The 26,545-nt window shown below is 61.9% G+C and carries 21 protein-coding genes; 10 read left to right on the top strand and 11 right to left on the bottom strand.

The annotated features are described in order from the left end of the window. Window position 1: 1 nt before the first annotated feature. The 7 genes from VMA09_00405 to VMA09_00375 all read left to right on the top strand — a co-directional run bounded on the left by VMA09_00405 (window position 2) and on the right by VMA09_00375 (window position 10,884). A complete protein-coding gene (locus VMA09_00405) occupies window positions 2-781 on the top strand; it encodes an HAD-IB family hydrolase (protein ID HUA32037.1) in 780 nt (259 codons plus the stop codon). Next, window positions 768-2,408: a lactate racemase domain-containing protein gene (locus tag VMA09_00400; protein ID HUA32036.1), complete on the top strand. Its 1,641-nt coding sequence runs from the start codon at window positions 768-770 to the stop codon at window positions 2,406-2,408. The genes VMA09_00405 and VMA09_00400 overlap by 14 nt, the downstream gene beginning before the upstream one ends. Further along, the gene (locus VMA09_00395; protein HUA32035.1) at window positions 2,398-6,762 is read left to right on the top strand and encodes an AMP-binding protein; all 4,365 of its coding nucleotides are present in this window, start codon (window positions 2,398-2,400) and stop codon (window positions 6,760-6,762) included. The genes VMA09_00400 and VMA09_00395 overlap by 11 nt, the downstream gene beginning before the upstream one ends. 170 nt (window positions 6,763-6,932) lie before the next feature. Continuing rightward, window positions 6,933-7,760, top strand: a complete 828-nt coding sequence (locus VMA09_00390; GenBank protein ID HUA32034.1) for a S1/P1 nuclease — start codon at window positions 6,933-6,935, stop codon at window positions 7,758-7,760. 60 nt (window positions 7,761-7,820) lie between these two features. After that, on the top strand, window positions 7,821-8,351 hold the full coding sequence (locus VMA09_00385; GenBank protein ID HUA32033.1) for a dual specificity protein phosphatase family protein: 531 nt from the start codon (window positions 7,821-7,823) through the stop codon (window positions 8,349-8,351). Window position 8,352: 1 nt separating this feature from the next. Continuing rightward, window positions 8,353-9,105 (top strand): CDP-alcohol phosphatidyltransferase family protein, encoded by a 753-nt coding sequence (locus tag VMA09_00380; GenBank protein ID HUA32032.1) that lies wholly within the window; start codon window positions 8,353-8,355, stop codon window positions 9,103-9,105. A 6-nt stretch (window positions 9,106-9,111) separates the two neighbouring features. Beyond that, window positions 9,112-10,884 carry a hypothetical protein gene (locus VMA09_00375; protein ID HUA32031.1) on the top strand — a complete coding sequence of 591 codons (1,773 nt, stop codon included), beginning with the start codon at window positions 9,112-9,114 and terminating at the stop codon, window positions 10,882-10,884. Here VMA09_00375 and VMA09_00370 read toward each other — a convergent pair. The 7 genes from VMA09_00370 to lolA form a co-directional block, all read right to left on the bottom strand. Continuing rightward, window positions 10,881-11,804 (bottom strand): P-loop NTPase, encoded by a 924-nt coding sequence (locus VMA09_00370; protein ID HUA32030.1) that lies wholly within the window; start codon window positions 11,802-11,804, stop codon window positions 10,881-10,883. The genes VMA09_00375 and VMA09_00370 overlap by 4 nt on opposite strands. 187 nt (window positions 11,805-11,991) lie before the next feature. Beyond that, window positions 11,992-13,347: a phospholipase D-like domain-containing protein gene (locus VMA09_00365; protein ID HUA32029.1), complete on the bottom strand. Its 1,356-nt coding sequence runs from the start codon at window positions 13,345-13,347 to the stop codon at window positions 11,992-11,994. Between the two features lie 122 nt (window positions 13,348-13,469). Then, window positions 13,470-14,012, bottom strand: coding sequence for an aromatic-ring-hydroxylating dioxygenase subunit beta (locus VMA09_00360; GenBank protein ID HUA32028.1), 543 nt, complete (start codon window positions 14,010-14,012; stop codon window positions 13,470-13,472). 12 nt (window positions 14,013-14,024) lie between these two features. Continuing rightward, on the bottom strand, window positions 14,025-15,395 hold the full coding sequence (locus VMA09_00355; GenBank protein ID HUA32027.1) for a Rieske 2Fe-2S domain-containing protein: 1,371 nt from the start codon (window positions 15,393-15,395) through the stop codon (window positions 14,025-14,027). A gap of 278 nt (window positions 15,396-15,673) precedes the next feature. Next, window positions 15,674-16,126: a TraR/DksA family transcriptional regulator gene (locus tag VMA09_00350; GenBank protein HUA32026.1), complete on the bottom strand. Its 453-nt coding sequence runs from the start codon at window positions 16,124-16,126 to the stop codon at window positions 15,674-15,676. 22 nt (window positions 16,127-16,148) lie between these two features. After that, a complete protein-coding gene (gene rimO / locus VMA09_00345) occupies window positions 16,149-17,492 on the bottom strand; it encodes a 30S ribosomal protein S12 methylthiotransferase RimO (protein ID HUA32025.1) in 1,344 nt (447 codons plus the stop codon). A 98-nt stretch (window positions 17,493-17,590) separates the two neighbouring features. After that, a complete protein-coding gene (gene lolA, locus VMA09_00340; protein ID HUA32024.1) occupies window positions 17,591-18,247 on the bottom strand; it encodes an outer membrane lipoprotein chaperone LolA in 657 nt (218 codons plus the stop codon). 208 nt (window positions 18,248-18,455) lie between these two features. On the opposite strand from lolA, the gene VMA09_00335 reads away from it, so the two are divergent. Next, a complete protein-coding gene (locus tag VMA09_00335; protein HUA32023.1) occupies window positions 18,456-19,739 on the top strand; it encodes a hypothetical protein in 1,284 nt (427 codons plus the stop codon). Window positions 19,740-20,023: 284 nt separating this feature from the next. Here the strand turns inward: VMA09_00335 and VMA09_00330 are convergent, their stop codons facing one another. The 3 genes from VMA09_00330 to VMA09_00320 all read right to left on the bottom strand — a co-directional run bounded on the left by VMA09_00330 (window position 20,024) and on the right by VMA09_00320 (window position 24,384). Further along, window positions 20,024-20,443 (bottom strand): hypothetical protein, encoded by a 420-nt coding sequence (locus VMA09_00330; GenBank protein ID HUA32022.1) that lies wholly within the window; start codon window positions 20,441-20,443, stop codon window positions 20,024-20,026. A gap of 18 nt (window positions 20,444-20,461) precedes the next feature. Next, window positions 20,462-22,618 (bottom strand): DNA translocase FtsK 4TM domain-containing protein, encoded by a 2,157-nt coding sequence (locus VMA09_00325; protein ID HUA32021.1) that lies wholly within the window; start codon window positions 22,616-22,618, stop codon window positions 20,462-20,464. A 95-nt stretch (window positions 22,619-22,713) separates the two neighbouring features. Continuing rightward, the gene (locus VMA09_00320; protein ID HUA32020.1) at window positions 22,714-24,384 is read right to left on the bottom strand and encodes a ribonuclease J; all 1,671 of its coding nucleotides are present in this window, start codon (window positions 24,382-24,384) and stop codon (window positions 22,714-22,716) included. A 168-nt stretch (window positions 24,385-24,552) separates the two neighbouring features. On the opposite strand from VMA09_00320, the gene VMA09_00315 reads away from it, so the two are divergent. After that, a complete protein-coding gene (locus tag VMA09_00315) occupies window positions 24,553-24,822 on the top strand; it encodes a hypothetical protein (protein ID HUA32019.1) in 270 nt (89 codons plus the stop codon). A 150-nt stretch (window positions 24,823-24,972) separates the two neighbouring features. Further along, window positions 24,973-25,434, top strand: a complete 462-nt coding sequence (locus tag VMA09_00310; protein ID HUA32018.1) for a single-stranded DNA-binding protein — start codon at window positions 24,973-24,975, stop codon at window positions 25,432-25,434. On the opposite strand, the gene VMA09_00305 is transcribed toward VMA09_00310, so the two are convergent. Continuing rightward, a complete protein-coding gene (locus tag VMA09_00305) occupies window positions 25,435-26,418 on the bottom strand; it encodes a hypothetical protein (GenBank protein ID HUA32017.1) in 984 nt (327 codons plus the stop codon). Window positions 26,419-26,545 lie beyond the last annotated feature (127 nt).

Below are 26,545 nucleotides of genomic sequence, written 5' to 3'. Positions count from 1 at the left end.
CATGTCAGTTTCTCGATCGAAATCGGCGCAAACGGCGCGCCCACGAAGCGGATCGATTGCTTTCTACGATCTCGACGGCACGCTGGTTGACCTCAACCTCGTGCATGCGACCGTTTATATCCTCGCCAACCTTGGCGAATGGTCGAATCGCGCGAGCTACCTGCTGTCGTTCGCCGCGCGCCTGCCGCGGATCTTTATCGCCGAGCAAAACGATCGCCGCCTGCTGAACAAGGAGATGTTCGCCGTGTTCCGCAACGTATCGCGCAGCCGGCTCCGCGCGCTCGGCGAAGAATATTGCGAGCGGATCCTGGTGAAGCATCTTTATCGGCGCGCAGTCGAAATGATCGAGGGCAATCGCGCGGCCGGCATCGAGCCGGTCCTCGTCACGGGCTCGCCCGACTTCGTTGTCGAGCCGCTAGCTCGTCATCTCGGAATTGCCGACTTCGCCGCGAACCGATTCATCTATCGCGCCGGCCGCGCCACGGGGCGCCTTGCCGAGCCGATCATGGCAAGCGACGAGAAAGCCGATTGGTGCGCCGCGTATGCCGCCGAGCGTGGAATCGATCTGCGCGATTGCTGGGGCTACGCCGACTCGCATTACGATCTGGCGTTCCTCGCCGCCCTCGGCCATCCGGTGTGTGTCAATCCCGACCGCAAACTGCGCACCGCAGCGGCGAGCCGTCATTGGCCGATCATCCATTTCGAAAAATCTACCAACGACGAGCGCGAGGATTTCGACGCCGTCCTGTCGAACCTGGGAGAACCGGATGGCGCGTCCTGAGAGCAGACTTAAAGAACTGAAGCCCGCGGAGTTGCGCCATGAAGTCGGCGCGCGCCGCGAGCTGGTCGTCACGACCACGCGGCGCTCCGAAAGCCGCCTGATTCCCTATGGCGAGGAGTTCCTGTTCGAGAAGCTGCCGGTCGGCACACGCGTGATCTATCCGCCGCCGCCACTGGAGCCGCTCGCCGATCCGGACCAGGCGATTCGCTATGCCCTGCTCCGTCCCGAAAATCAGGACCCGCTCTTCGCGCAGCTAAATCCCAACATGCGCGTGACGATCGCGATCGACGACATCAGCCTGCCGCTGCCTCCCATGCGGCGGCCCGATATCCGCGAGCGCCTGCTCAACCAGGTGCTGCAGACTCTCGCCGACTACGGTGTCGATGACGTCCATCTGATCGTCGCCACGTCGCTGCATCGGCGGATGACCGAGTCTGAGATCCGCCGGATGGTGGGCGAGAAGGCCTTCAAGCAGTTCTGGCCCGATCGGCTCTACAACTTCGACGCGGAGAACCGCGCCGAGATCGCGATGCTCGGCAAGACCGATCACGGCGAGGAAGTATGGCTATCCAAGCGCGCCGCCGACTCGGACCTCGTCATCTACCTCAACATCAACCTCGTGCCGATGGATGGCGGCCACAAGTCGGTTGCCGTCGGGCTGTCGCCATACCAGAGCCTCAAGTATCACCACGACGCCAAGACCCTGCGCGACAGCCATTCGTACATGGACCCGAAGCATTCGGCGCTCAATCGCTCGGCAGAGCGGATGGGCCGTCTCGTGCAGAAGAATCTCAAGGTTTTCCAGATCGAGACCGCCGTTAACACGCGGATGTACGGCTCGACGATGGACTTCCTGCACAAGAACGAAGACAAGTTCACCGACTGGGATCACACTCGCCTCAAGGCGTTCCAGTTCGCGATGCGCAATCTGTCGCCCGAGATGCGGCGCCAGGCGCTTTACAAGTACGCCTCGCCGTTCGGGATGATCGGCGTGTGGGCGGGCGAGACCGAGGCCGTCCATCAGAAGACGCTGGCCAAGGTTTTTCAGCAATACGCGGTGCCGGTGAAAGGCCAGTCCGACATCCTGATCGTCGGCGTGCCTTACATCTGCCCCTACAACGTCAACTCGATCATGAATCCGATCCTCGTCCAGTGCACGGGGATGGGCTACCTGTTCAACATGTATCGGAACAAGCCGCTGGTGCGCGAAGGCGGCACTATGATCATCTGCCATCCGCTGCGCGACGAATTCCATCCAGAGCATCATCCGAGCTACATCGAGTTCTTCCATCGATGCCTCGCGGAGACCACTGAGGCGACCGAGCTCGAGCATCGCTTCGAAGCCGAATTCGCGCGCAACCCGACCTACATCCACATGTATCGCTACGGCCACGCCTATCACGGCGTGCATCCCTTCTACATGTGGAACTGGGGCGAGCCCGCGCGCCAGCACGTCGGGCGCGTGATCGCCGCAGGATGCGAAGAGCCTGCGGTCGCGGCGCGCATGGGATGGGACAGCGCCGACACGCTCGAAGAGGCGGTCGGCATGGCAACGTCGGACCTCGGACGTTCAGCATCGATAACGTATCTGCATCTGCCTCCTTTGGTGATTGCCGATGTCGAATAACAACGGCCGTCGAAACGGGGTTGTGCGCATCGCAGGCGCGATGCCGCCGCTCGAACAGGTCTTCAAAGGCCGCCGCATCCTCGTCACCGGTGCGACAGGCTTCCTCGGCAAGGTGTTCCTGAGCCTGATGCTGCGCTGGCATCCCGAGGTCGAGCGCTTCTACCTGCTCATCCGCGGCGATCGGCGCGGCGCCAACAATCGCTACCGCCGCGAGATTCTCGATTCGCCCGTGCTCGGCCCCGTGCGCGAGTATCTTGGCGATCAGTATGACGCGGTGATGGCGAAAAAGATCGTTGTGCTGCCCGGCGATATCACCGAGCGCGGGCTGGTCAATGACGAAGACGCCGAACTCGTGCCCGAGCGCCTCGATGCGGTCGTTCATAGCGCGGGTCTCGTCAACTTCGAGGCGTCGCTCGAAAAAGCCATCGGCATCAACGTGACCGGCGTCCAGAACGTGCTCGAATTCTGCCGCCGCACCAAGGCCGCGATGATCCACATCTCGACCTGCTACGTTGCCGGCGACGACGACGGCCATCGCTACGAAGATCAGATTCCCGTCAATTGGTGTCCGATCGGCAAGAAGAGCTTTCGCCTCGAGCGCGAGATCCGCGACGCGCTGTCGGCGATCGAACGCGTCGAGGCTGAATCGCGCGACCAGCTTCATCAATCCGAGTTTCGCGAAGAAGACGATACTGGCGAGGAGCACGTCGCCGGCCTCGAGCATCGCCGCAAGCAATGGGTCGAAGATCGCCTGAAGGACATCGGGCGCAAGCGCGCGCTCAGTTGGGGATGGCCCAACACTTACAGCTACACCAAGAGCCTCGGCGAGCAGCTCGTGCTCGCGGCGCGCGATGAACTTAATGTCACGGTGGTGCGACCCGCAGTTATCGAAGGCTCGCTCACCTTTCCCTTCCCCGGATGGAACCAGGGCGTCAACACCAGCGCTCCGCTCGCTTACCTGGCTGGCCGTGGCTATCGCCTTTATCCCGCCAATCCGGATCTTGTCCTGGATGTGATCCCGGTCGATCTCGTGGCGCAGGCGATGATTCCGGTTCTCGGCGCGCTGCTCTTGAAGCGCCAGCGGCCCATCTACCAGCTCTGCACCTCGGACGTGAATCCCCTCACGATGAAGCATCTCGTCGAGCTGACCGGCCTCAGCACGCGGCGCGAGCAGCGGCGCGAAGGCGGCGCGATGGCGTGGATCGGGCCGCATATCGAGGCAACCGTCGTCAAATCGAGCACCTACGACTTGGGCAGCGAGACCCTGCCGCGCGTGCTCAAGCAGGCGACTGAGTTTATCCGTGAGGCGGTCGGCGAGGACAATGCGATAGCCAAGCGGCTCGACAGTGCGATGGGCGACTTCAAGGAGAACGCCGGCATCGCGCGCGAGCTGGTCGAGGTCTATCGGCCATATATTCAGGAACTGGTTTACACCTTCCACGCGAAGAATATCCGCGCGCTCTACGCGGAGCTCTCTCCTGACGATGCGCGGCATCATCCATTCAGCGCCGAAAAGATCGATTGGTACGACTACTGGCTCAACATGCACATGCCCGGGCTGCGCAAGCACATCTTCCCGCAGCTTGATTTGCATACTCGTGGGCGTCCAAGAGGATTGCCGCGGCGCAAGAGCCTGGTGGAGATGCTCGACCGCTCCGCGGATCGTCACGGCGCTGAGATCGCGCTCACGGCGCGGCGGCAGTCGGGCGAATCCACCTCGATGTCGTATCGCGAGCTGCGCGACAAGGCGCATCGCGCGGCGCTGCTGCTTCAGACCCGCGGCGTCAAGCCGGGCGATCGCGTCCTGCTCATCAGCGAGAATTCATCCGACTGGGTGCTCGGTTATTTCGCCATTTTGTATGCAGGCGCAGTCGCGGTTCCGCTCGATCATCTGATTTCAGCCGACGAGCTCCAACCGATTTGCAAGATCGCGGAGCCGACCGCGGCGCTGCGATCCGCCGAAGTGCACGAGCATCTTGGCGACGGTATCCGCAAGAGCGCCGGCGCCAGGGTTATTGAGCTCGACCTCGCCGAGCTCGGCCGCCCGTTTATCTTGAAGGGCGACGTCAAGCCGGCGCCGCCGCCCGAACGCAAAGCGCTCGCTTCGATCGTTTTCACCTCGGGCACGACCGGCGCGCCGAAAGGCGTGATGCTCACGCATGGGAACTTCGCCGCGGAAGTGGCGATGCTCTCGCGGGTGTTCGTGCTGGGCAACGATGACATCGTGCTCTCGCTGCTGCCGCTCCATCACACGTTCGAGTTCACGTGCGGGATGCTGCTACCGCTCGCGAGTGGCGCGCAGATCGTTTATCCGCTCGGCGTCGATGCGAAAACGCTCTCGCGCACGCTCGCCGACATCCGCCCGACGGCGCTCATAGGAGTGCCTGCGCTGTGGGAGGCGATCCATCGCCGCACGATGGACGAGGTCGAGGAGCGCGGGCCGTTCTTCGCCGCCGCGTTCAGGCAGCTTCGCAAATGGAACAACTCGCTCGACGGCGACTACGGCGTCAACGTCGGCTCGATCGTTTTTCGCCAGGTGCATTCCGCGCTTGGCGGCCGGCTTAAACTTGCAGTTAGCGGCGGCAGCGCCCTGCCCCGCCGCGTCGCCGACTTTTTCAACGATATCGGCGTCAAGCTGCTCGAAGGCTATGGCCTCACTGAAGCGTCGCCGGTGCTGTCCGTCGCTCGCCCTGACGAGGCGCTGTGTTCGGGCGCGGTCGGCAAGGTGCTGAACGGCGTTGATCTCAAGCTCGTGCCGGAAGGTGCGGAGGTCGGCGAGATCGTCGCGCAGGGTCCGAACGTGATGGCGGGTTACTATCGCAATCAGGCCGCCACCGACGAAGTGTTGCGCGACGGATGGCTGCATACGGGAGATCTCGGCCGCTTCGATGCCGACGGTCGGCTCTATATCGTCGGCCGCGCCAAGGAAGTCATCATCGATTCCGGCGGTAACAATATTTACATCGACGAGCTCGAAGAGGTTTACGGGCATTCCGCGTATGTGAAGGAGCTCGCCGTCGTCGGCCTCAAGGTCGGCCAGGGCGAGCAGGTTGCTGCGCTCGTCGTGCCCGCGTATGCGCGCGGAGAGAGCCGCCGCACCGTGGAGGAGCGGCTGCGATCGCATTTCGATCAGGTCGGACAGAAGCTCAGCGCGCACAAGCGCATCCGCATTATTCGCTTCACCGACGCGGAACTGCCGCGCACGCGCACTCGCAAAGTCAAACGCAGCGAAGTTGCCAACCTGTTGCGCCTGATGCTCGAGGCGCGCGGCGACAACAAGGAAGTCGCGGCCAGCGCCGAAATCGAGCAGTGGCTGGCGCAGGCCCTCGCGCAACTCTCTCCAGATCCGGTCACGATCACGCCGGGGACGCGCCTCGTCGAGGATCTTGGTCTCGATTCGCTGGCGATGGCGGAGCTGGGCGAGTTGCTCGGCGAGCATGCGAGCCGCGATATCGCGCCCGAAGAAATTTCCGATCTGCGCACCGTCGCCGATTTGCAGAAGCTCGTCACCGAGCCCAACGCGCCGGGACGCACGCGGCTTCCGTCCTATGCGCGGTTCGCCGACCCGTTCATCCCCAAGTTGCCGCAGCCGCTGCGGTGGCTGGGCCGACTGGCGGTGCGCGGCAGCGAACGGCTCGCGTTCGACACGTGGCTCAAGCCGAAGATCATCGGCGCGGGGAATATCCCGGCCAACAGCAACTTTGTTGTCGTCGCCAATCATTCGAGCCATCTCGATTTTGCGCTGCTGGGTCACGCCTTCGGCCCGCTGGGACGCGATCTGCGCGTGCTCGCGGCCAAGGATTACTTCTTCAACACCAACGCGCGGCGCTTCCTGGCGGCGAACTTCACCAACATGATTCCGTTCGATCGCGAGCGCGCGCAGCTCGAGTCGCTCGAAGATGCACTCGGTCAGCTTGCGGCCGGCCGCTCGGTCCTGATGTTCCCCGAGGGCACGCGCTCGCCCGACGGTAAGATCCAGGATTTCAAGAGCGGCGCGGGCTTCCTCGCGATGCGCAGCGGATGCGACGTGCTGCCGGTGTTGATTCGCGGGACGCACGCCGTGCTCGGCAAGGGTAGCCTGTTCCCGAAGCGCGGGCCTGTGGAAGTGCGAATCGGCAGAGCGATCAGCGCGGCACAGTTGCGTATCGCTTCAAACGACGGCGAAGGTGCAGGCGCATACCGCAAGATCGCCGACATGCTGCGCGACGCGGTAATCAGCCTCGTGCCGAAGCGCAAAGCCGCCGCCACCGCACCGTTGGTGGTCTCGCGCCTGGCGCCGTCGGCGGAGCCGCATCCAGAGAATCGCTCGCGCAAACACGCACGGCACGCCGAACGCCGCCACGCCAAGGGTTGATGCGAAGAATAAAGGGATGGCGTGACAACTCGTCGTCTCCTGTCGGCCCTCTTCTCGATTCTGAAATCCCTCTCCCTGGTCAGGGAGAGGGATTTAACCGGATAAGAAAAGGTGATCAGAATCTTTGCAAGATTCTTTTCGCAATTGCGTTTCTCGCGATCGCGGTCGCCATGGCGAACAATGCGCTCGCCTGGGATTCGCAGACCCACCGGATGATCGCAGACCTAGCGATCGCCACGCTGCCGCCTTCGCGGCTGAAAGACTTCTTTTCGGCCAACTCCGAGACGCTGCAACAATATTCGACCTATCCCGACACGGTGCTGCGCGATCGCTATGGCAGGGCTGAGGAGCGGCGGCATTTTATCGATCTCGAGGTCTACGGCTCCGATCCGTGGTCGGTCCTGGTGCCGGACCGCGCGGCGATGATCAAAAAATTCGGCGTCGCCACCCTCGATCGTTCAGGCACGTTGCCGTGGACGATCGAGGAAGTCGCCGACGAATCCCGTCGCGAATGGAAAAGCGGCAACTGTCCGCAGGTGCTGCGCCTGTCGGGATATCTCGCACATTACGTCGGCGACGCGAGCCAGCCGCTTCATTCGACGATTCACTATGACGGTTACAATTACCGCGACCGGGGTGTGCACGCGCGAATCGAGAAAGCCGTCGATTTGGACCTTAACGACATTTACCGCGAGTCTTCGATGGTTCCATCGGTTGTGCCGGTGAGCAGCGTCTGGGACGTCGCGACGGCAGAAATTCGTGACGCCAGCAAGCACGTCAACGAATTGATAGAAGCTGACCGCTCAGCCCGTCGCGGATCCGACGATCGCGAAGATTACGATCGCAAGCTGATGAAGCTGGAGCGTCCGCTCTTTGCCTGGCAAATCCATCGTGCAGCGTCGGTGCTCGCATCAATTTGGCTGTACGAATGGCATCAGGCGGGGAGCCCGATCGTCTGCCAGAATGCTATCATGCGAAATATCGTTCCTGCGCGGTAAATTGCCAATCACGACAAAGCCGCTGGAATACAACCGCAATCAACGGTTAAATAAGTCGCAATGGATTGGTGGACGCAGCGGCATAATGGACACCTCCGGCCCATACGGAACGGGCGTCCGTCCGTCAGCGAGATCGTGCACGAGATCCTCGTCGGCGAATATCCGCGCGATGCCGACGTCGAATGGCTCAAGCACGAGCATGGCGTGACTGCCGTTCACAATCTCCAGGATGACGAGGATCTCAGCGTCAACGGCCTCGACATTCGCGCGCTGCGCGACAAGTACGAGCATCACGGAATCAGGTTCGTGCGCACTCCGATTCAGGACGGCAGCTCCGACGAGATGGCGGCACGGCTCAAGGCCGCGCTCGACGATCTGCACAGCCTCGTCGGCAGCAAGGAGCGCGTCTATCTGCATTGCAACGCGGGACTAAATCGCGCGCCGACGCTCGCGATCGCCTACCTGCGGGCGCATCGCGGGATGTCGCTCAACGAGGCGATGGCGCACGTCAAGGCGCGGCGCGCATGCGGTCCCTTCATGACGGTGCTCGAAGATTACTTCGGCCCGCGCGACCTCAAGCCGGACAAGTAGGATGTCATCGAGCGGCGCCGCTCATAGCATCGCGAGGGCCGTGCCGAAACAGCGGATGCTGACGATATTCGCCTGGGGCGTACATCTGTACACCGGCCTCGGTGCGGCGCTCGGCTTCCTCGCGCTCTACTTCGCGGCCGAGGGTGACTTTCGCAATTCGTTCATTGCGATGGGTGTGGCGACCTTCATCGATTCGAGCGACGGTCCACTCGCACGCCTGCTCAACGTCAAGCTGCGCACACCCAGTTTCGATGGTGCACTCCTCGACAATATCGTCGATTATCTCACCTACGTCGCGGCGCCCGTGTTCCTCATGATCGAGGCCGGCATCATTCCAGATGACAAGCTCGGCCTGGTGATTGCTTGTTTTGTGATGGTAGCCGCGAGTTACGGCTTCTGTCAGACCAACGCCAAGACCCACGACCATTACTTTCTGGGTTTTCCCAACTATTGGAACCTGATCGCCTTCTACCTCTTCTGCCTGGAATGGGGCCGTTTTTTCAACCTCGCGATCCTGCTCAGCTTCGGCATCTTGGTGTTCATCCCGATTCGGTTCATCTATCCGAATCGCACCGTGCCGCTCAGGCCGCTGACGCTTTCGCTCGGAATCGCGTGGGCGGGTATCACGATCTTCATGCTCTTCATGCTGCCCGAGGTGAACCGCGTGCTGCTGTTCGCGTCGCTCAGTTTCATCGCGTATTACCTGGCCGCGTCGCTCTTCCTCCACGCCCGCGTTGTGAAGGCGCATCGCTAGTTCGCGATGGCTCTGCCGGCAGGAGCCGCGCGCGCGGCGGGCACGAAAGACTGGCTCGAAGTAATCGCCGCTGACTCGCCGCTGCTTTTGATCGCGCCGCACGGCGGCCGCGCCGAGCCGCGCACGCGCGCGATCCTGCATCCTAAGGTCAACGACCTGCATACCGCCGCCATCACGCGCGAACTTGCCGCGCGGGTCGGAGCGTCGGCCCTCATCAATCATGCGATGGATCGCAATCGGCTCGACTGCAACCGGATCGCGCAGATCGCCGAGAGCGCGCCGTGGCTGCTCGAGATGATCGACGAACGCCTCCGCGAGATTGTCGAACGTCACGGGCGCGCGACGATCCTGCTCATCCACGGATGGAATATCATCGAGCCTCGCGTTGATTTTGGCCTCGGTCTGAAATTGCTTGGCGGCGAGCTGCGGCCACCCGGAGCAGCGCACGTCTCGGCCAGCGACGAGTTTATCCGCGGGCCGCTGGCGGCGTTCGCTTCGCGTTTGCGCGAGGGTGGTATCAAGCCGAGTTTCGGGATGCGCTATCCCGCCGGCGGTGCGCAGAACCTCTTGCAGGCCTTTACGCGGCGTCATCGCGAGAGCACCGTCGCCGCATTGAGAGCGATGGCGGAGACCGCGGACAGCGGAACCCTCGATGCGCTCCAGCTCGAATTCTCCGTTGCGTGCCGGATGCCGGGGCCGCTGCGCGAGCGGTGCATCGACGCGATGGCGTCGGCGTTCGCGCCTTCATCGAAAATCAAGAACACGGAAAGCGGTGGCACGCCGATCATTCGCATGCCGCGTCCGAAGCTGGTGTCGCCGGTGGCCAAAGCTCCACCGCCTCAGCCGACGCGGGTCGGCATCGAGCTTTACGACCCCGCCTCGCGTATCGGGGCGATGGCGAGTTTCGATCTCGGCGCGGGCGGATTCGGCGCGCGTATCATGATCCTGCTCGGCGCGCGGCGCGTTGCGCTCTTCACAGGCGAAGGCCGCGTCGAGCGAACCGAAAGAGGCATCGCGCTGGGCGCGTTGAAGCTCGATCAACACGGCGAATCGCTCAAGCTATCGTTCGATGGCGCGGCGGTGATCGTGCCCGACAGCACCGAGTATCTAAGTATTGAACGCGCACTCGCGTCGGGGCGGCTCGATCCCGCATTGCGCATCAATGTCGAGCTGACGCCGTTCGGGACGCCGCTCGACCTCGCGGAGATCCTGGTCGCGGCGAAGGACCCGGCGCGGCTTGCGACCGCGCTCGCGTCGTTCGGCAAAATCGATGGCGAGATCGTGGTCGAAGGCGATGCGCGCGCGCTCGGCGGCCACGCGCGCGCCGGAGTCTCATTCACCGGACTTGGCCCCGCGAAATTCGCATCGCGCCGGATGGCCTGGGTATGCTTCGATGCAAGCACCGCGCTCGAGATGCGTCACACCACGAGCGACGCCGGCGACGAGCTGCGGTCCGCGCGCGTCATGACTGATGGGGAATGGCGCGAGCACGAATTGTGTTCACTAACGCTCGAAGCTCCTGAAGTCGAATCGCCACCCCATCAGATGGAAGCGGAGATCGCCGCGGCGGACGCAACGAAGCGGCGCATCGTCGGCAATCCCGAGAGCTTCATTCCGCTCTCGCGCCCGGGGCCTGACGGGTCGCGGATTTACACCGCGCTCGGATTCGCGACTTTCACGATGGACGAGCGGTCGGGCAGCGGGATGTTCGAGTACTCGCGCCGCGCGTCATCGGTGATGACGGCGGACTCCAGCGAAGAAGGCGACGATCCGGATTAACCAGCGAGCGGCGGCGCAGAGACCGCGACAGTCTCGCGGGCGCGCGCGGTCAATATTGTATCAATGTGATTTGCGAGATCGCCCAGGCATTTGCCGGTCGGCGTCGTGGCATACTCGCGCACGAAGATCGTCGCTCGATCGGAAGACTCGGCCAGCCGCGGCTCGAACGGGATTCGCGCGAGCAATGGAACGGACAGTCCGTTCGCAAGCGCGAGTACTTCGCCCTCCGGCCACAGCGGCCGCACCGCGCGGCAACTGTCGCAGTTGAAGCCGGCCATGTTCTCGACGATGCCACTTACGGGAATCTTGGCGGCAACGAGATACTCGACAGCGCGGCGTAGAGCGCGCGACGCATGCGCGGACGGATTCGTCATCACGAGCGCACCCTGCAGCGGCAGGAGCCGCGTCAGCGCATGTAGGCGATCGAGACCCGGTGCGAGGTCGACAATGATCAAGTCGAGAACGCCGAAACGGGTCTGCGCGAAAATCCGTGCCAGCGCGTCGCTTGATTTCATCTCAGCCGGACCGTGATGAGAGTTGCCCTCGAGAGCAGGCTCCTCGACGAGAAAGGTGACCGGAGGCGGCTCGCCGCCGGGCAGCATGTCGCTCGACACCATCCGAAGTCCGTGGGGACCCGACGCGGGCTCGATTCCTTCGAGCATCGGCAGATGGCGCGGCGGCTTTACCCCGAGCATCCCCAGGACACTTGGCGCGTTCAGATCGGCGTCGACAATGGCGACTTTGCGCCCTTTCAGCGCGAGGGACGCGCCGAGATTCACCGCGAGAGTGCTCTTACCGACGCCGCCTTTGGCGCTGGCGATAGCGATGACCGCTTTGACACTCGACAGGTTGGTGCGAATACGCTCGGACGTATCGGCGGAATCGCCGGCTGGTCCGGCGTAGTCGGTGAAGATTCTCATGAAGAGGTAGTAGCTAAGCGCTCCTGAGTTGTTGGCGTTGGTGTACCGCTAAGGATGCTATGTTTAGAGCGTCCGGTAAAGGACAGGGCGTCGCGCGGCAGATGGCATCGAATGTGCTTCCGCGAGCTTCAACTCCCGCATGGACGCCCAAGCTAGCGATAGCGTATCCCTTCGCGCTGGAAATTTCTTACAACATCGGCTGCAGCAGGCGCGCGACGGACTCGTGAGCTCGCTCAACGATGGAACGATGCCGCCAATCCTCAGGATCAACTTCGTCAGAATGTGCCAGGTCATTGGCAAACATCGCGTCCATTTGCGCGCCGAATCGGACGCTCAGCACAACGGCGTTGATCTCGTCATTGCGGGCGATGCTCCACCAGTCGAGATTTGACGAGCCGACGGTGGACCAGACACCGTCGATTGTCGCGGTTTTCGCGTGCAGCATCTTGCCCTGGTACAGGTAGATTTTCACGCCCGCGTCCATCAGCTCGGCAAAATGCGATCTGGCCGCGGCACCGATCAGAGGCTCGTTGCTTTTGCCGGGCAGCAGCAGGCGCACGTCGACTCCACGCCGCGCCGCGTCTTCCAATGACTCGAGCATTTGATCGCCCGGCGCGAAATAGGCGTCGGTAATGAAAACGTTTTTCTCCGCGTTGCGAATCGCCGAGATCATCGTGACGTAGATCGTGCTGAACTCCTCGGGCGAGCTCCACAGCACGCGCACGATCTCGGGCCCGGCGGGCTCGAGCGCCGGAAAATAATCGTTGAAATCGAGGCGCTCGCCACCCTGCTCCCGCCAATTTTCCATGAAAGATTCCTGAAACTCCGAAACCGCAGGTCCGTGGACCTCGACGTCAGTATCGCGCCACGATTTGACGATCTCCTGCGCGGAGGTTTTCTTGAGGCTCAGGCGCCGGCCGCCGGAATAGACGCCCGAGATATTGATCCCCCCGACGAATGCGGTCTTGCCGTCGATGACCAGGAGTTTTCGATGGTCACGATGAGTCGGCGCCCATGAACCTCGTGCCGCAAAAGGGTTCACCGGGTCGAACTCGACGACCTTGATACCGTTGTTGCGCATGTTGTCGATGAAGGCCGATTTGGTCAGGATCGAGCCGAAGCCGTCATACAGCACGTTCACCTGCACGCCCTGCATCCGCTTCACGATGAGCGCATGCGCGAACTGCCCGCCAATTTCGTCGCTGTCGAAAATGTAGGTCTCGAGGTTGATGCTGTGTGATGCGCCCTCGATCGCCGCGAACATCGCGCGATAAGTCGTGGGCCCATCCTTGAGCAGCGTCACGCTGTTGCCGACCGTGAGCGGGCTTCCGGCGATCGCCTGCTCGAACGCGAGATGGCGCTGAAGCATATCGGTGTCGTGACTGCGGGCCTCCAGCGCTTTTATGATTGCCGCGCTTTGGTCATACGTGAGCGGTCCTTCGGCGTTCTCGACCTTCGGCCGCCGATAGGTCTCACGATCGTGAATCAACGCGAGCGCATCGGGCATGCTGCCGCATCCGCCGAGCCAACCGAGGCACAGCATCGCCAGCAGTATCTTCGCCAGGCTGGCCGACAAATGTGCGCAACAACGCAACCGGCAATCCTCGCGGGACTACGTCCCTCTTTATTATACGAATCTCGCGCGGTGTGGTTTACCGCGCGATATCAGAAGAAGTTGCTGAGGTTGCGCGAGAGGAGCACGGTCTGTTCGAGGAAGATCTTGCGGTCCGCAATCTGGAAGGATTCGCCGACTCGGCGCAACACGTCGTGCCGCGAGCCTATCCAGGATGTCTCCTCGGAATTGAGCCGCGTGCGATAGAGGTGGAAGTTCGATTCGACTTCGAGCGTGCGGCCGTCGTCTTTCACGATACGAACGTTCGTGATCATGTGCCTGGTGCGCGAGGGCGGATCCTCAGCCCACGAGCGCCCGCTCTTGAGCTTCGAGATCCGGCCCGCGAGCAGCATCTTGGTCTCGTCGAAGAACGCCATCTCGCCCGGCCTGGTAAACTCCTTGTCCATCTCGCGCTGAGTGCGGGTGCGCCTGATCGGCATGAAGTAGCGAGCATCGTCGCTGAAGAGCGCGAGCCATTCGTCATAGCGATGCGCGTCGAGCAGAGCCGCCTCGTCATAGTAGAAGCGCTCAACTTCGAAATGCCGCAACATCGCATCGATGCGCTCTTCGCGCGATTTCGTTTCTGCCTCAGACATCGAGCGGCTCCTTCAGATGCGATCGCCCGGCGTGGTCGCCTGCTTCAGCTCGTTCCAGTCGAGCCCCTTCATCCACTGCGCCCACGAATGATAGGTCCAGAGCTGCGCGTATTCGCTGGTGAGGCCTTCGATTCGCGAGAGCCCGCCTTCCTTGATGATCTTGCCGCGGCCGAGTCCCATGTTCAGCAGGTGCTTCATGCGCTGGCTCGCGAGGCCGCGCGACTGCGCGGTGGCCTGCGCCCAATTCTCGCCGTCTTCCTGCTCGAGCACGCCGGCGGGGCCGAAGATGCGGCTGGCCGTCGTGACCATGAAGTTGCGCATCTCGCGCGGCAGGTTGCGGTCCACGAAGGTGAACCACCAGATCTCCGTATGGCTCGGGTCGCGCGGAATCCGCAGCGAGATCTGCGGCTGTGTCACCGTAGCCCATGCGGTGGGAAAGATATTCGGATGGCCGGCGACGTTTATTCCCACGGGGCCAAGCACTTCACGCGCGCGCGGCGTATCGCGCCAGCCCGGATCGAACTCGAAATGCCCGCTCGACGATCTGGTCGGGCCGCCGATCGCATGGCCGAATTCGCCGAGCACGACGACCTGGTCGAATTTCGCGCCGACGATTCCGGTGCCGGACAGTTCCAGGTTGGCGCCGCTTTGCATGTTCACGCCGCTGAGATCGATCTTTTCTTCAGTGCGCATATTCGCGTCGCCTGAAGGAATAACGTCAGGCTGGAATGCCGACGCGTGAGTTATCTGCGGGTGATACCAGTCAAACAGATTGTCAACGGCGATTTTCCAGTTGCATTCGATGACGAATTTCTGGATCCCGGGCACGACTTCCATGTCGCCGCGCAGCGCGATCGAGTCGAGCGAAAGCCGGCCCGTGGCGCCGAGGTATTCCTCGAGCGGCGGCGCCGAGGCGTCGTGAGTGCCGAAGACAAAGCCCTTGTAGTTGGCCACCTGCGCGACTTGCGCGAGGCCGTGCTGCGACTTATCGAGCTCGCCCTGGTAGAAGTCTCTCAGGCCGGGGACGCCGTTGAGGCGCCCGTCGATGCCGTACGACCAGCCGTGATAGGTGCAGAGGAAGCTTCTCGCGTTGCCCTCCTCGGCGCGGCATACGGCGTTGCCGCGATGCGCGCAGGTGTTGAGCATCGCCTTTATCGAGCCATCTTTCTGCCGCACGACGAGGACGTTGTCGCGGCCCATCACTGATTGGAAAAAATCGCCGGGCTCGGGGATTTGCGTCTCATGACATAGAAACAGCCAGGCGCGGCCGAAGATCCGCTGCATCTCGAGCTCGAAGATTTCGGGATTGTTGTAGATGCGGCGGTCGATCTCGCCGCGCTCGAGCGAAACCAATTCGTCAATCTCGGTATTAGCGAAGGTCATAGAAATGTTCCTCAACGATGAGCTGAACAAAAGAGCCTCACCACCAAGGACTGAGGCACAAAGTATGTTCGAGCAGAAAGTCTCTTTTGGCTGCGCCTGCTACGGTCTGACTTCGTGCCTTTGTGCCCTTCGTGGTGAGGCTTTTTCTCTTCTCACACGCCCAGACGCGATACGCCCGGTTAAGCGGATTGTCAAACAAATGAAGGAAGGTCAAAGAAGCAGGGATCGCCGCGACTGCGGCGCGGATCCACTGCGAGAACGGCAGAGCGGATTCGAGCTCAGCCGTTCTCTTCGTCGGCGTCGGTCGAACCGAGCTTGCGATAGGTGTTGCGCTCGTCGTCGAAGCGGCGCTGCGACTTGGCCTCGCGCTCCATATCCTGCTGACAATCGCGGCACAGGCGCGTGAACGGCATCGCATGGAGCCGCTCCTCGGCGACCTCCAGACCGCACGAATCGCACACGCCGTACGATCCATCGTCGAGGCGCGCCAGCGCGTCGTCGATTTGCTTGAGCTTCACGCGCTCACGATCCGACAGGATAAAGTTGATCTCGCGATCGCGCTCTTCCGAGGCGAGGTCGTAGGCATCCATGCCCTCGTCCTTGTTGCCTTCGCGCTCGGCCTTGAGCTCGGAATCGATTTCGTCACGCAGTCTGGCCTTGGTTTCCAGCAGATGCTCACGCACGTTGGCCAGAAACTTCTTGCGGTTCGTGGCGGCTGGTTTCTTGGGCATCTTAAGCGAAACTCCTCTCAAACTATTGAACACTCTCGGCGATCACGCTCGCGTGCAGGTCGTAGCTTAGCGCCTTGTCTATCCGTGCACGCACAAAGTCACCAGGCTGCGCATCGCCGGTCAGGAACACGGTGCCATCGATCTCGGGGGCCTGCCCCGGGGTCCGCGCACGCAGCCTGGCCCCACGGCCCGGCATCGCACTCTCGACCAGCAGCTCAGTCTCGCCGCCGACCAGCGCGCGATTCTTCTTGAGCGAAATCTCCGACTGCATCTTCATCAGCTCGGCGCGCCGCTCGCGCTTCACCTTCTCGGGCACCTGGTGCGGCATATCGAAGGCGGCGGTGTTCTCTTCCCGCGAGTAGGTAAATACGCCGAGACGGTCGAATTGTTCCTCGCGTACGAAGTCACTTAGACGTTTGAAACCGGCGTCGGTTTCACCGGGGAATCCCACGATGAAAGAAGTCCGAATTACGACGTCAGGAATCTTCGTACGGATACGCTCGAGGATTCTGCGCAGCGCATCCGCCGAGCGCTCACGACGCATCGCGCGCAGCACGTCGTCATCGGCATGCTGTAGCGGGATGTCGATATACTTAACGACCTTGGGCAGCTCCGCGATCGTCTCGAGCAGCTCGTCAGTGACAAAATTCGGATAGCAATAAAGCAGGCGTATCCAGCGCAGCTCGTCGATTTCGGAGAGCGCTCGGAGCAGACCGGCCAGCGACGATTTCGGCGCGAGATCGCGTCCGTAGGCGGTCAAATCCTGCGCGATAAGATTGATCTCCCGCACCCCCTCGGCTGCAAGGCGGCGCGCCTCGGCGACCAGATCCGTGACGGGGCGGCTTTCATGCAAGCCGCGAATCTTTGGAATAATGCAAAAGGCGCATTTGTGATTGCAGCCTTCTGAAATCTTCAAGTACGAGGAGAAGAATGCGCCGGTTGTAATTCTGGGCGCGGCGGCGGTCGGCAGCAGATGGGCGGCACCGGCATACGCGAGCTCGCGATGCTCAGGCGCCTCGGTCTGGCGCAACAGCTCTGGCAAATCGAGAAAATTGCCGGTGCCGACGAATACATCGACCTCGGGCATCGAGGCGCGCAACTCTTCGCCATAGCGCTGCGAGAGGCATCCCGCGACGACCAGCCGCTTGCCGTGCCCGCGGCGCTTGGTTTCGGCCGCGTCGAGAATCGCATCGAGCGATTCCTTCTTTGCCGACTCGATGAAAGCGCAGGTATTCACCAGCAGCACCTGGGCCTCGTCCGGGTCGAGCGTGATCTCAAAACCGGCGCGGACCAGCGCACCAAGCATCAACTCGCTGTCGGCGAGGTTCTTGGGGCAGCCCAAGCTGAGTAGGTGAACTTTTTCCATCTTACGCAGCGAAAAGCTGAGGGGCTATATATGTACTCGCCGCCTCAAAGCGAGGCAATCAATGGAATGCAAGATTCGTCCCAAATATTTCAGAACGATTACTGCGGCGGCGGCGCGGTAACGATATCGGCGCCGGGCGGCACCTTGAATACGAACAGCGCGTCGGACATCGGCGCGTTGTGCTTGATATCGGTGAACGAAATCGCGGTCGTGTTGCCGAGCTGATCCTTGAGCGTAAGCGCAACGATGTCGTAGGTCTTCGAATCGACGCTGAGATCGATCTGATTGCCTGCGACCTTCGGCACGAGCTGCACGCGCGTCACCCCGCCGGAGGCCGTATCAGGCAGCATCGTGGCAGTGAACTCATGCTCGATACTGCCGGCTCCGAGCAGAAAGGCCGCCGCGCTGCTCGACGCGAGCGCCTGCTTGAGAGGAGTCTCTATAACCTGCTCGAGGTCGGGATCGTAGTTGTAGAGCGTCGTGCCGTCGCTCACGATCGTCTCGGTGTCGGGCTGCTTGAAGTTCCAGCGCATCTTGCCCGGCTTCTGCAGATACATCGTGCCCGAGCGCTCGCGCTTGCTCGATCCTACGGCCTCGATCACCTCATTGAAGGAGGCCGAGAACGATTGCGTATCCTGGTAGCGGTGCTGGATGCCATCGAGCACGCGCTTCAGTTGCGGGCTAGCGGTGGCCGCGAATGCCATCTCACGTGGGGACGACGGCCATCCCGCACCCGTCACAATAGATGCGATCAACAGGAAGCCAGCGCCGAATCTGCGCCGGCGAAGGGGATGTTTTGGCGCTCTCACGGCTTCGATTGTATTTGATGAGCGATGGTGCTGCACCAGCCGATTCGGGGCCAGCGGTTTCATGACAAAAAGATTGACTTTGCGATCAGATTGAAGGATTACAACATCGAACGTGCAATTTGTTTCAGGCGCGAAGCGCAAAAGCGAGGTTGCAATGCGTCACTCTGGCAGCGTGCGGAGTCTGTGGTGGCTGTGCCTGGCGGCTCTGCTGCTCGCGATCGCGCCCGGGGCGGCACGCGCGCAACTCCTGGGATCGGGACGCAACCCGCTCCTCGATCTGCTGCCAACCCCGAGCGGTTCGTTCGGCCAGCAAGTCCACTTCGTTCCCAATACGTTCGTCTTCTGGAACAGCCCGCTCTTTGCGACGACCGACCTCCCGGTCGGATGCACCGGCAGCGAATGCATGCCGATTCCCGCTTATGCCGACGTGCTGCTCGAAAATTCAAACTTCATCCAATGCAAAGGCGGTCCGTACGCTCTCTGTTACTATTCGGGGCCGAACGCGGCGGCCAACTTGTCGTGCGAGCTGACCCTCGACGGCAAATTCGCCAACTGCAACTGCTACGAGATTCCCTACGGCACCTACTTCGTCGATCTAAATTCCATCCTGAACTACTTCGTTTACCTGCAAACTGTCGCCGTATGCGGCGCCGACGGCAGCCAATGCTCGGGCAAGCCCAACCGCGCACCGGTCTGCACCTATATCAACAACAATAACCTGATTCCCGGCGCTGACATGGTGTCAACTTTCAGCTTCGATTGCATCCCGACTAACGGCATCGGCTCGACCAACTGCGCGCAGGCCGAGCCCTATGCCGGATGCATGACGGCGCCATGCTACCGCAATCGCGACACCGACAAGACCGGGCTCGTGCAGTGCTCATGTCCGATTTACGACGGCCCGTATCAACTGGGCCTCGATGAGCAGCAATGCACGCTCAGCAACGACCTGGTGTGGTCGGCGGCTTATAATCCGAGCCTGACCGGCACGGCGCCCACGACCACCGGATGCTACCCCGACGCTCCCGGTCCGGCAGGATGCCCACTGCTGCCGCAGCTGATTCCACCGCCGCCCGCGGGCGTGAACTGCAAAAAGGTCTGCGAGGAGTACAGGACCTGCCGTAACGCCAAGGGTATCGAGGCGGGCTACACCTGCGACTCGACGCTATGCACCGCGCAGTGCGACGATCGCGATCTGTCGCAGACGGCGTGCAACGGCCTCACGGCCGACGGCCACGTGCTCGGCGCATGCGACATCAGCGAGATCGCCAAGACTGAGGAAGCCGCAGGATGCAGTTGCTGCGCAAGCCAGCTATGCGACTGCAATGCCAACAAGCAAACCAACGACGCGATTTACGATCTCGTGCAGAGCCAGCAGAAGCGAGGCATCACGTCGCAATGTGATCAAAACGGCACGCTCTGCGGCACTCCGCACTGAGCGAGTAGATCGCAAGCCGCAAATCAGCATAGATCCGCGTCGCGAAGCCGCATGAATAGCCTCGCCCGCGCAAGGTGGGCGCGATTGATGACCGGATATGCGAACGGTCTGCGATCGCCGCCCATCGGAATCAGGGCAATCTCGCGGATCGCCCCGTACTAACTTCTGTTCCGCGTCGGTTATTTCACGTCGAAGCCGACGCGCGTCCGGAAGTCTTACTGAGTTCACCGCGGATTCTTTTGAATCCATGTTCCCCCGGTAATCCGGGTGAAAGACGAGCGATGCTACAGCTTCGTAAATGTGAACGGGCAGACGCGCGTGGTTACCCACTGGCCCTTGCCTTGGGCGGTGTCGAAGTGTGCCGTCACCGGATGCTGATACGGAATGCCGTGGGCTGTATGGCCGAGGTTGTAGGCGGCACCGCCGGTTAAGCCCGTCGCCATGAGGTTGGCGTCGCCGTTGTTCTGGATAGTGCCGTCGAGCGACATCCAACCGGGCTGGTTCTGATCACCATGCTCGCCGTGGATCACACTGTTAGTCACGTCGGCGTTGAACTGCCAGCTGAACGCCTTCGAGCCATCCCGGCCATCAGGGCATGCGAGCGTGACGTTCCATCGACCGTCAAACTGACCGGCCGCAGCCGGCAACAGGTGCAGACTCGTGGTTGAGAGCACTCCGAGCAAAATGAGAACGCTGCGTCGCATCATCCCCCTTCTTGTCTCTCACTTCACGCTGCGCAGGCGCACTTCGCGGGGCTTGGCGCCATCGGGCGGCATCACGATTCCCTCGCGCTCCATCAGCTCGACCATCCGCGCCGCGCGATTGTAGCCGATCCGCAGCCGGCGCTGGATCATCGAGATCGAGGCCTGGTTCGTTTCCATTACGATTCGCACCGCCTCGTCGTACATCTCGTCGCGCTCGTCGCCGGTATCGCCGCCGCCATCCTCGCCCGGAGGCTTGGTGTCGAGAATCTCCATTCTATATTCGGGCGCGCCCTGCTCGCGCAGAAAATCCGTCAGGCGGCGAATCTCTGACTCAGACACGAATGGACCGTGCAGGCGGCGCAGCTTCGCGCTGCCCGGTGGCATGAAGAGCATGTCGCCCGCGCCGAGCAGGCGCTCGGCGCCGATCGAATCGAGAATCGTGCGCGAATCGACGCGCGATGTGACTTGCAGTGAAATACGCGCCGGCAGGTTGGCCTTGATAAGGCCGGTGATAACGTCGACCGACGGACGCTGCGTCGCGAGGATCAGGTGGATGCCTGAGGCGCGCGCCTTCTGCGCCAGCCGCGTGATATCGCGCTCGACGGTCTTGCCCTCGCTTAACAGCAAGTCAGCAAGCTCGTCGATGATGATCACGATCTTCGGCAGCTTGCGATGCTCAAGCGAGCCGACCGCGGGATCGTTGGGATCATCGGAGGCCGGCACGCCCTGCCCCGCCATCCTGAGCTCCGAGAGCGGCACCCCGGATGTGAGCGCCTTGTTGTAGCCATCGATATTGCGCACGCCCAGCTCGCGCATCATCAAGTAGCGCGACTCCATCTCCTGCGTCGCCCAGAGCAGCACGGCCGACGCCTTCTGCGGATCGACAACGACAGGCACCAGCAGATGCGGGATGTTCTCGTAGACCGACAGCTCGAGCATCTTGGGATCGACGAGGATGAAGCGCACGTCGTCGGCGGTCGCGTTGAACAACACCGACGCGATCATGGTGTGAATCGAAACGGACTTGCCGGTGCCGGTTGCGCCGGCAATCAGCAGATGCGGCATCTTGGCGAGATCTGCGGCGACGGGCCGCCCGGCGATATCTTTGCCGAGCGCGATCGTCAGGTGGCTGCCGGTGGCCGAAAATTCCTCGGCCTCGAGAATCTCGCGCAGATAGACGCGCTCGCGCTTGCGATTCGGCACCTCGATTCCGACCACCGCCTCGCCGGGTACCGGAGCCTGGATTCGCACTGCCTGCGCTCGCAACGCCATCGAGAGGTCGTCGGACAAGTTGACAATCTGACTGACCTTGATTCCCGAGCCCGGCTCGAACTTGTACATCGTAACGACGGGTCCGGGCTGTACTTCAACCACGCGACCCTCGACGCCGAAGTCCCCCAGCTTCTGTTCGAGGATACGGGCGCTGCGCTGAAGCTGCTCTTCATCGATCTGAGCGTGTTCGCTCGGCGGATTGTCGAGCAGAGATGGCGAGGGAATTTTGTACGCGCCCTTCTGCCGCGGTTTGGCCTGCGCAGCCTTGGCGCGGCGCTCGCCGAAGGCATCCTTGAGATCGAGCAGCCGCACCTTGAGCGGCTTCTTCTCGGCGTCGTCATCGGGAACTTCGTCGTCGGATGCGAGCGATATTGGAATTGGACCGTCGAGCGGCCGCGAATCATCTTCGAAGCTGCGCTCGGGCACAGGCGTCGAGCGAATCCGGCGCGCGACGCCCGCAACCAACTCTGTCGGAGCGCGGCGTAGCATCAGCGCCAGTCCGCATATGAGTCCAAGGCCGACCGCGATAATTCCGCCGCCAACGTTGAGCGAATCGTTAAGTGTGCGCGCCACGGCCGCGCCAAGCTCGCCGCCGATTCGCTCGTCGGCGCCGTTCCAGAGCGCGGCCGCCGTGCCGAGCGCGAAGATCACGAGCGCGCCCCCGCCGATCTCGCGCGCAATCGCGCTCTTGGTTCTGCCGATCCAGATTCGAGTCGCGAGAAAGGCGACGAGCACCATTGCCGCGAACGACATCGCGCCGATGCTCTGAATCAGAATGTCGGCGAGCGCGGCACCGACCGGACCGCCAAGATTCGGATTGCGGCCGAGGGCGCGGCTTACGAGACTGACGACGCCAAACGCCGCGAATCCGATCAGGCCCAGCGCCGCGAGCTCGCGCGCGATACGGCTCGGTGGCCCCGGCGGATCTTCCGGGATCTCTTCTTCGATCGCTTCGACCGGAAGCTCGACCGGCGGCGTTTTCGGCTGGCGCGGAATAGCTAAACCTCCGTGACGTAGGGAATCACGAGCGGCCGCTTGCCAAGCTCGTCGCTGAAGTAGCGTTTGACGGCGCGGACGATTTCTTCTTTGAGGCGCGGCTCGTTGGCACGAAGCGGCATCCCCAAGCGCGTCAACCGGTCGCGCAATTCCTGGCTCGCGCGGCGCATATGAATCGAAGTGCCGTTGCCGGTGACCAGCCCCCGCGAGACGAGATCAGGTCCCGCGACGATTGCGCCCGTGCTCGCCGATATCACGACGATCGCGGTGACAGTGCCGTCGTGCGCGAGCACGCGCCGTTCGCCGACGAGGGCGGGATCGCCCTGCTCACCGCCTTCGATCATGACGCGGCCCGAGTGCACGGAGTTTCCGCGATGCGCGCCCTCGCCGTCGAGCACGAGCGAGTCGCCGTTTTCCATGAGAAGACAATTCAGTTCCGTGAGACCGGTGCTGGCGGCTAGAGCAATATGCCGCACGAGATGGCGATACTCGCCGTGAATCGGCACGAAGTATTTCGGCCGCACGAGATTGATTAGCTCGACGAGTTCATCCTGATTGGCGTGACCCGAAACGTGGACTGGCGCGACCTCGGCATAAACAACTTCGGCGCCTTGCTTGTAGAGTCGATTCACCAGGCGCTGGATCGTGCGCTCGTTGCCCGGGATGAATCGCGACGAGAGCACGACCACGTCGCCCGCTTCGATATGAACCCGCGGATGCGTATCGACCGCGAGTTTCGCAAGCGCCGACAGCGGCTCGCCCTGGCTGCCGCTCGCGAGGTAGCTTAGCCGCTTGGGCTCGAGGAAATCCGCCTCATCCTGATCGATGAAAACGCCCCGCGGCAGGGCGAGCTGGCCGGTTTCGAATCCGAGGCGCACGCTCTCGGCCATCCGGCGCCCGAGCGGCACGACGCGCCGGCCCATCTCGTGCGCGACCTCGGCGACTTGGCGCATCCGATGCAGATGCGAGGAGAACGCCGACAGAAAGAAGCGCCCGCGCGTGCGGCGCACGAGATCACGAATCACGGGCTTAAGCGAGCTTTCCGATCCAGAGCGGCCCGTGCGCTCGACGTTGGTCGAATCCGAGAGCAGGAGCGCCACGCCTTCCGCGCCGAGCTCGGCGAAGCGCTCGCGATCGAATAACTCGCCGTCAACTGGAGCATCGTCGATCTTGAAATCGCCGCTGTGAATGATGATCCCGGCTGGCGTGCGGATCGCGAGCGCGAGCGAATCGGGCGTCGAATGGGTGACGCGGATCGGCTCAATCTCGAAGGGGCCGGCGCTAAACGATCGCCGCGGCATGATTTCGCGCAGATCCGGCATCGAGTCGAAACCCGCCTCGGCAAGCCGCCTGCGCACAAACGCGAGCGTAACTTCGCTGCTGTAGATCGGCGCCGGAAAATGGCGCAGCAGATGGGGCAGCGCGCCGATATGATCTTCGTGCGCGTGCGTAAGCACGATAGCGTCGATTCGAACGCGGCTCTGCACCAGCCAGGTGATATCTGGGATATAGAGACCCCCGCCGAGCGCCGGCTCGTCGGGAAACATCACGCCCGCATCGATCAAAATCGCGCGCCCGGCACATTCGATCACCATCAGGTTGAGCCCGATTTCACCGAGCCCGCCCAGCGGCGTGATTCTTACCGATGCGGATGTCGAAGTACCTGCCGCCATCCTCGCTCCCCGACCCACAACTCCATCTTGGATTATATAAGGCAGGATCCTCATACGAAAGGCGAATCGCCCGCGTATCCCACGGGCGTTTTCGCCCATGCTTAATGGCCCTTCAGGTATCGTAACGCAGCCGGCGGAAGATCGTATTTCCAGACAGGAGAGATGTTTATGAAACTCTGGAAAGTGGCAGTTGCAGCGATGTTCGCGCTCTTTATGTTTGCGATGCCGGGCCGCGCCAGCGCTGAGTGGTATCCATCCCACCCGGTTCCAGTGACGGCTCCTGCCGCACGCTATTATCCGGCGGGATACTATGGGGCTCCTTACTATCCTGCCTGGAACCACGGCCCGGGTTGGGGCTACGGACCTGCGTGGGGTTACGGCCGGCCATTAGCATGCAATAACCCGTGGTTCCGTCATCATCATCGCGCCTGCTGGTAGAAGCTGCCGCTCTGCCCGATAGCGCTCCGCGTTGCGAACCTCCGCGCGCGCGGAGCGCTTCCTGTTTATAAATCTCTGGAATGTTCGCGTAGGTCTCACTTGCCTTGCCGGCGAGCGTGCGATTAGCTTTTAGCGCAGAGGTGGAGTGAGATGGCGTCGGTAAACAAGGTTATTCTGATTGGCAATCTCGGACGCGATCCGGAAACGCGCTACACCAATTCCGGATCATCGGTGACGACTTTCTCCATCGCGACTTCCGATACCTTTACCGACAAGAGCGGCAATCGCCAGGAACGTACCGATTGGCACAATATCGTCGTCTGGGGAAAACAGGGCGAGCTGTGCGCGCAGTACCTGAAGAAAGGGCGCCAGGCTTATATTGAAGGACGAATCTCCTACCGCGAATATGAAGCCAAAGATGGAACCGGCAAGCGAAAAACCACCGAGATCGTAGCGCTTACCGTGAGGTTCTTGGGCGGACGTGGTGGCGGCGACGGCGAGTATGCCGGCGCTGGCGCATCGCGTGGAGGCTCAATGTCGGGCGGCGGTGGCGGCGGCAGTGGAGTCGTCGACGAGATGCCGCCGATCGATGACGAGGATATCCCGTTTTAGTCAGCGCGCGATTCGATCTCGCTCGCGCGCGATATAGTCGAGCAGCGTCCGCGCGAACTCGCTCGCAGTCTCCACCAATTTCAAATCAATAGGCTTGCGCTCGATCTGCAGGCGCAGCAGATCGCGGTCTTCGTTGACGTGCGGCTGGATGCCGCTGAAAAAGAATCCCGCCCGCTCCAGCTCGAGGCAGACCTGCGGCGCGCTCGGCTCATCGATCATCACATCGACGAACACCGCTTCAGCCCCGGATTCATCGATCAGCGATCTGGTTGCCTGGATTACCTGCCGCACACTCGCGCGGCCTGGATAAATGACGGCAATCAGGCCCGCTCGCTGATCGGCGTCGTAGCGGAAGGTCACCTCGCCGTCGGAATCTGACGACCTCGCGTCGCCAAATTCGATCTCGCTTCCGAGCCTGCCGTAGATCTCGCGAGCGAGCGCTCGATGATTGTCCGGCACATACAGGATCTTCTTCGGTGCGCTGGTCAGATACTTGAAGTACACGATCGGCGTAAGGCGCTGTGGGAAATTATCAAGCTTGAAGCCCGCCAGGCTCCAGGCTCCGAAGCGGATACCCGTTGGAGTCGACTGGTATCGCTCCGCCGCTTTTTGGCTGTACACGTGATGCGTGACCGCCTCACCGTATAAACCGACCACGCGCTGATCCAGCGCGGCCTGTACCAGGACAATTCCGATTCGTCCCAATAGATTCGCGTTGCGATGCTCCGCCAGGACCATCGCCTCTCCCAGCTTGGCGAAACGCTCGAGATTCGGCCGCTCGAGTGCCGCGTGAGCGACGACTCGCCCGGTCTTATCGACCCCGACGGCCGAGGTCAGCTTCCGCTCCGCGTTCATCTTCAGCAACTCGCCGGGATCGAAAACTTCGCGATGAAAGTAGCCTTCGCCATAGACCTGCAGCGCCAAATCGGGCATTTCGGCGGCATCGTGCGGTGTCAGCAGTCGAACGACGTACTCAGAGTCCATATGCGCCATCCAGAATTATAGCTTCGAAGCTTTTGCCTATGTAAGGATAATAGGTCTACTATGGGATGCCATAGTTCTATTAAGTGCCAGAGCGCAGATAAAGTCATATGCAACCAAAGCGCAACTT

The organism is Candidatus Binataceae bacterium, from assembly GCA_035508495.1.
Classification (GTDB): Bacteria; Desulfobacterota; Binatia; order Binatales; family Binataceae; genus JASHPB01.
Note: the sequence above shows the minus strand (reverse complement) of the source record. Positions and strands in the feature narration are given on the sequence as shown.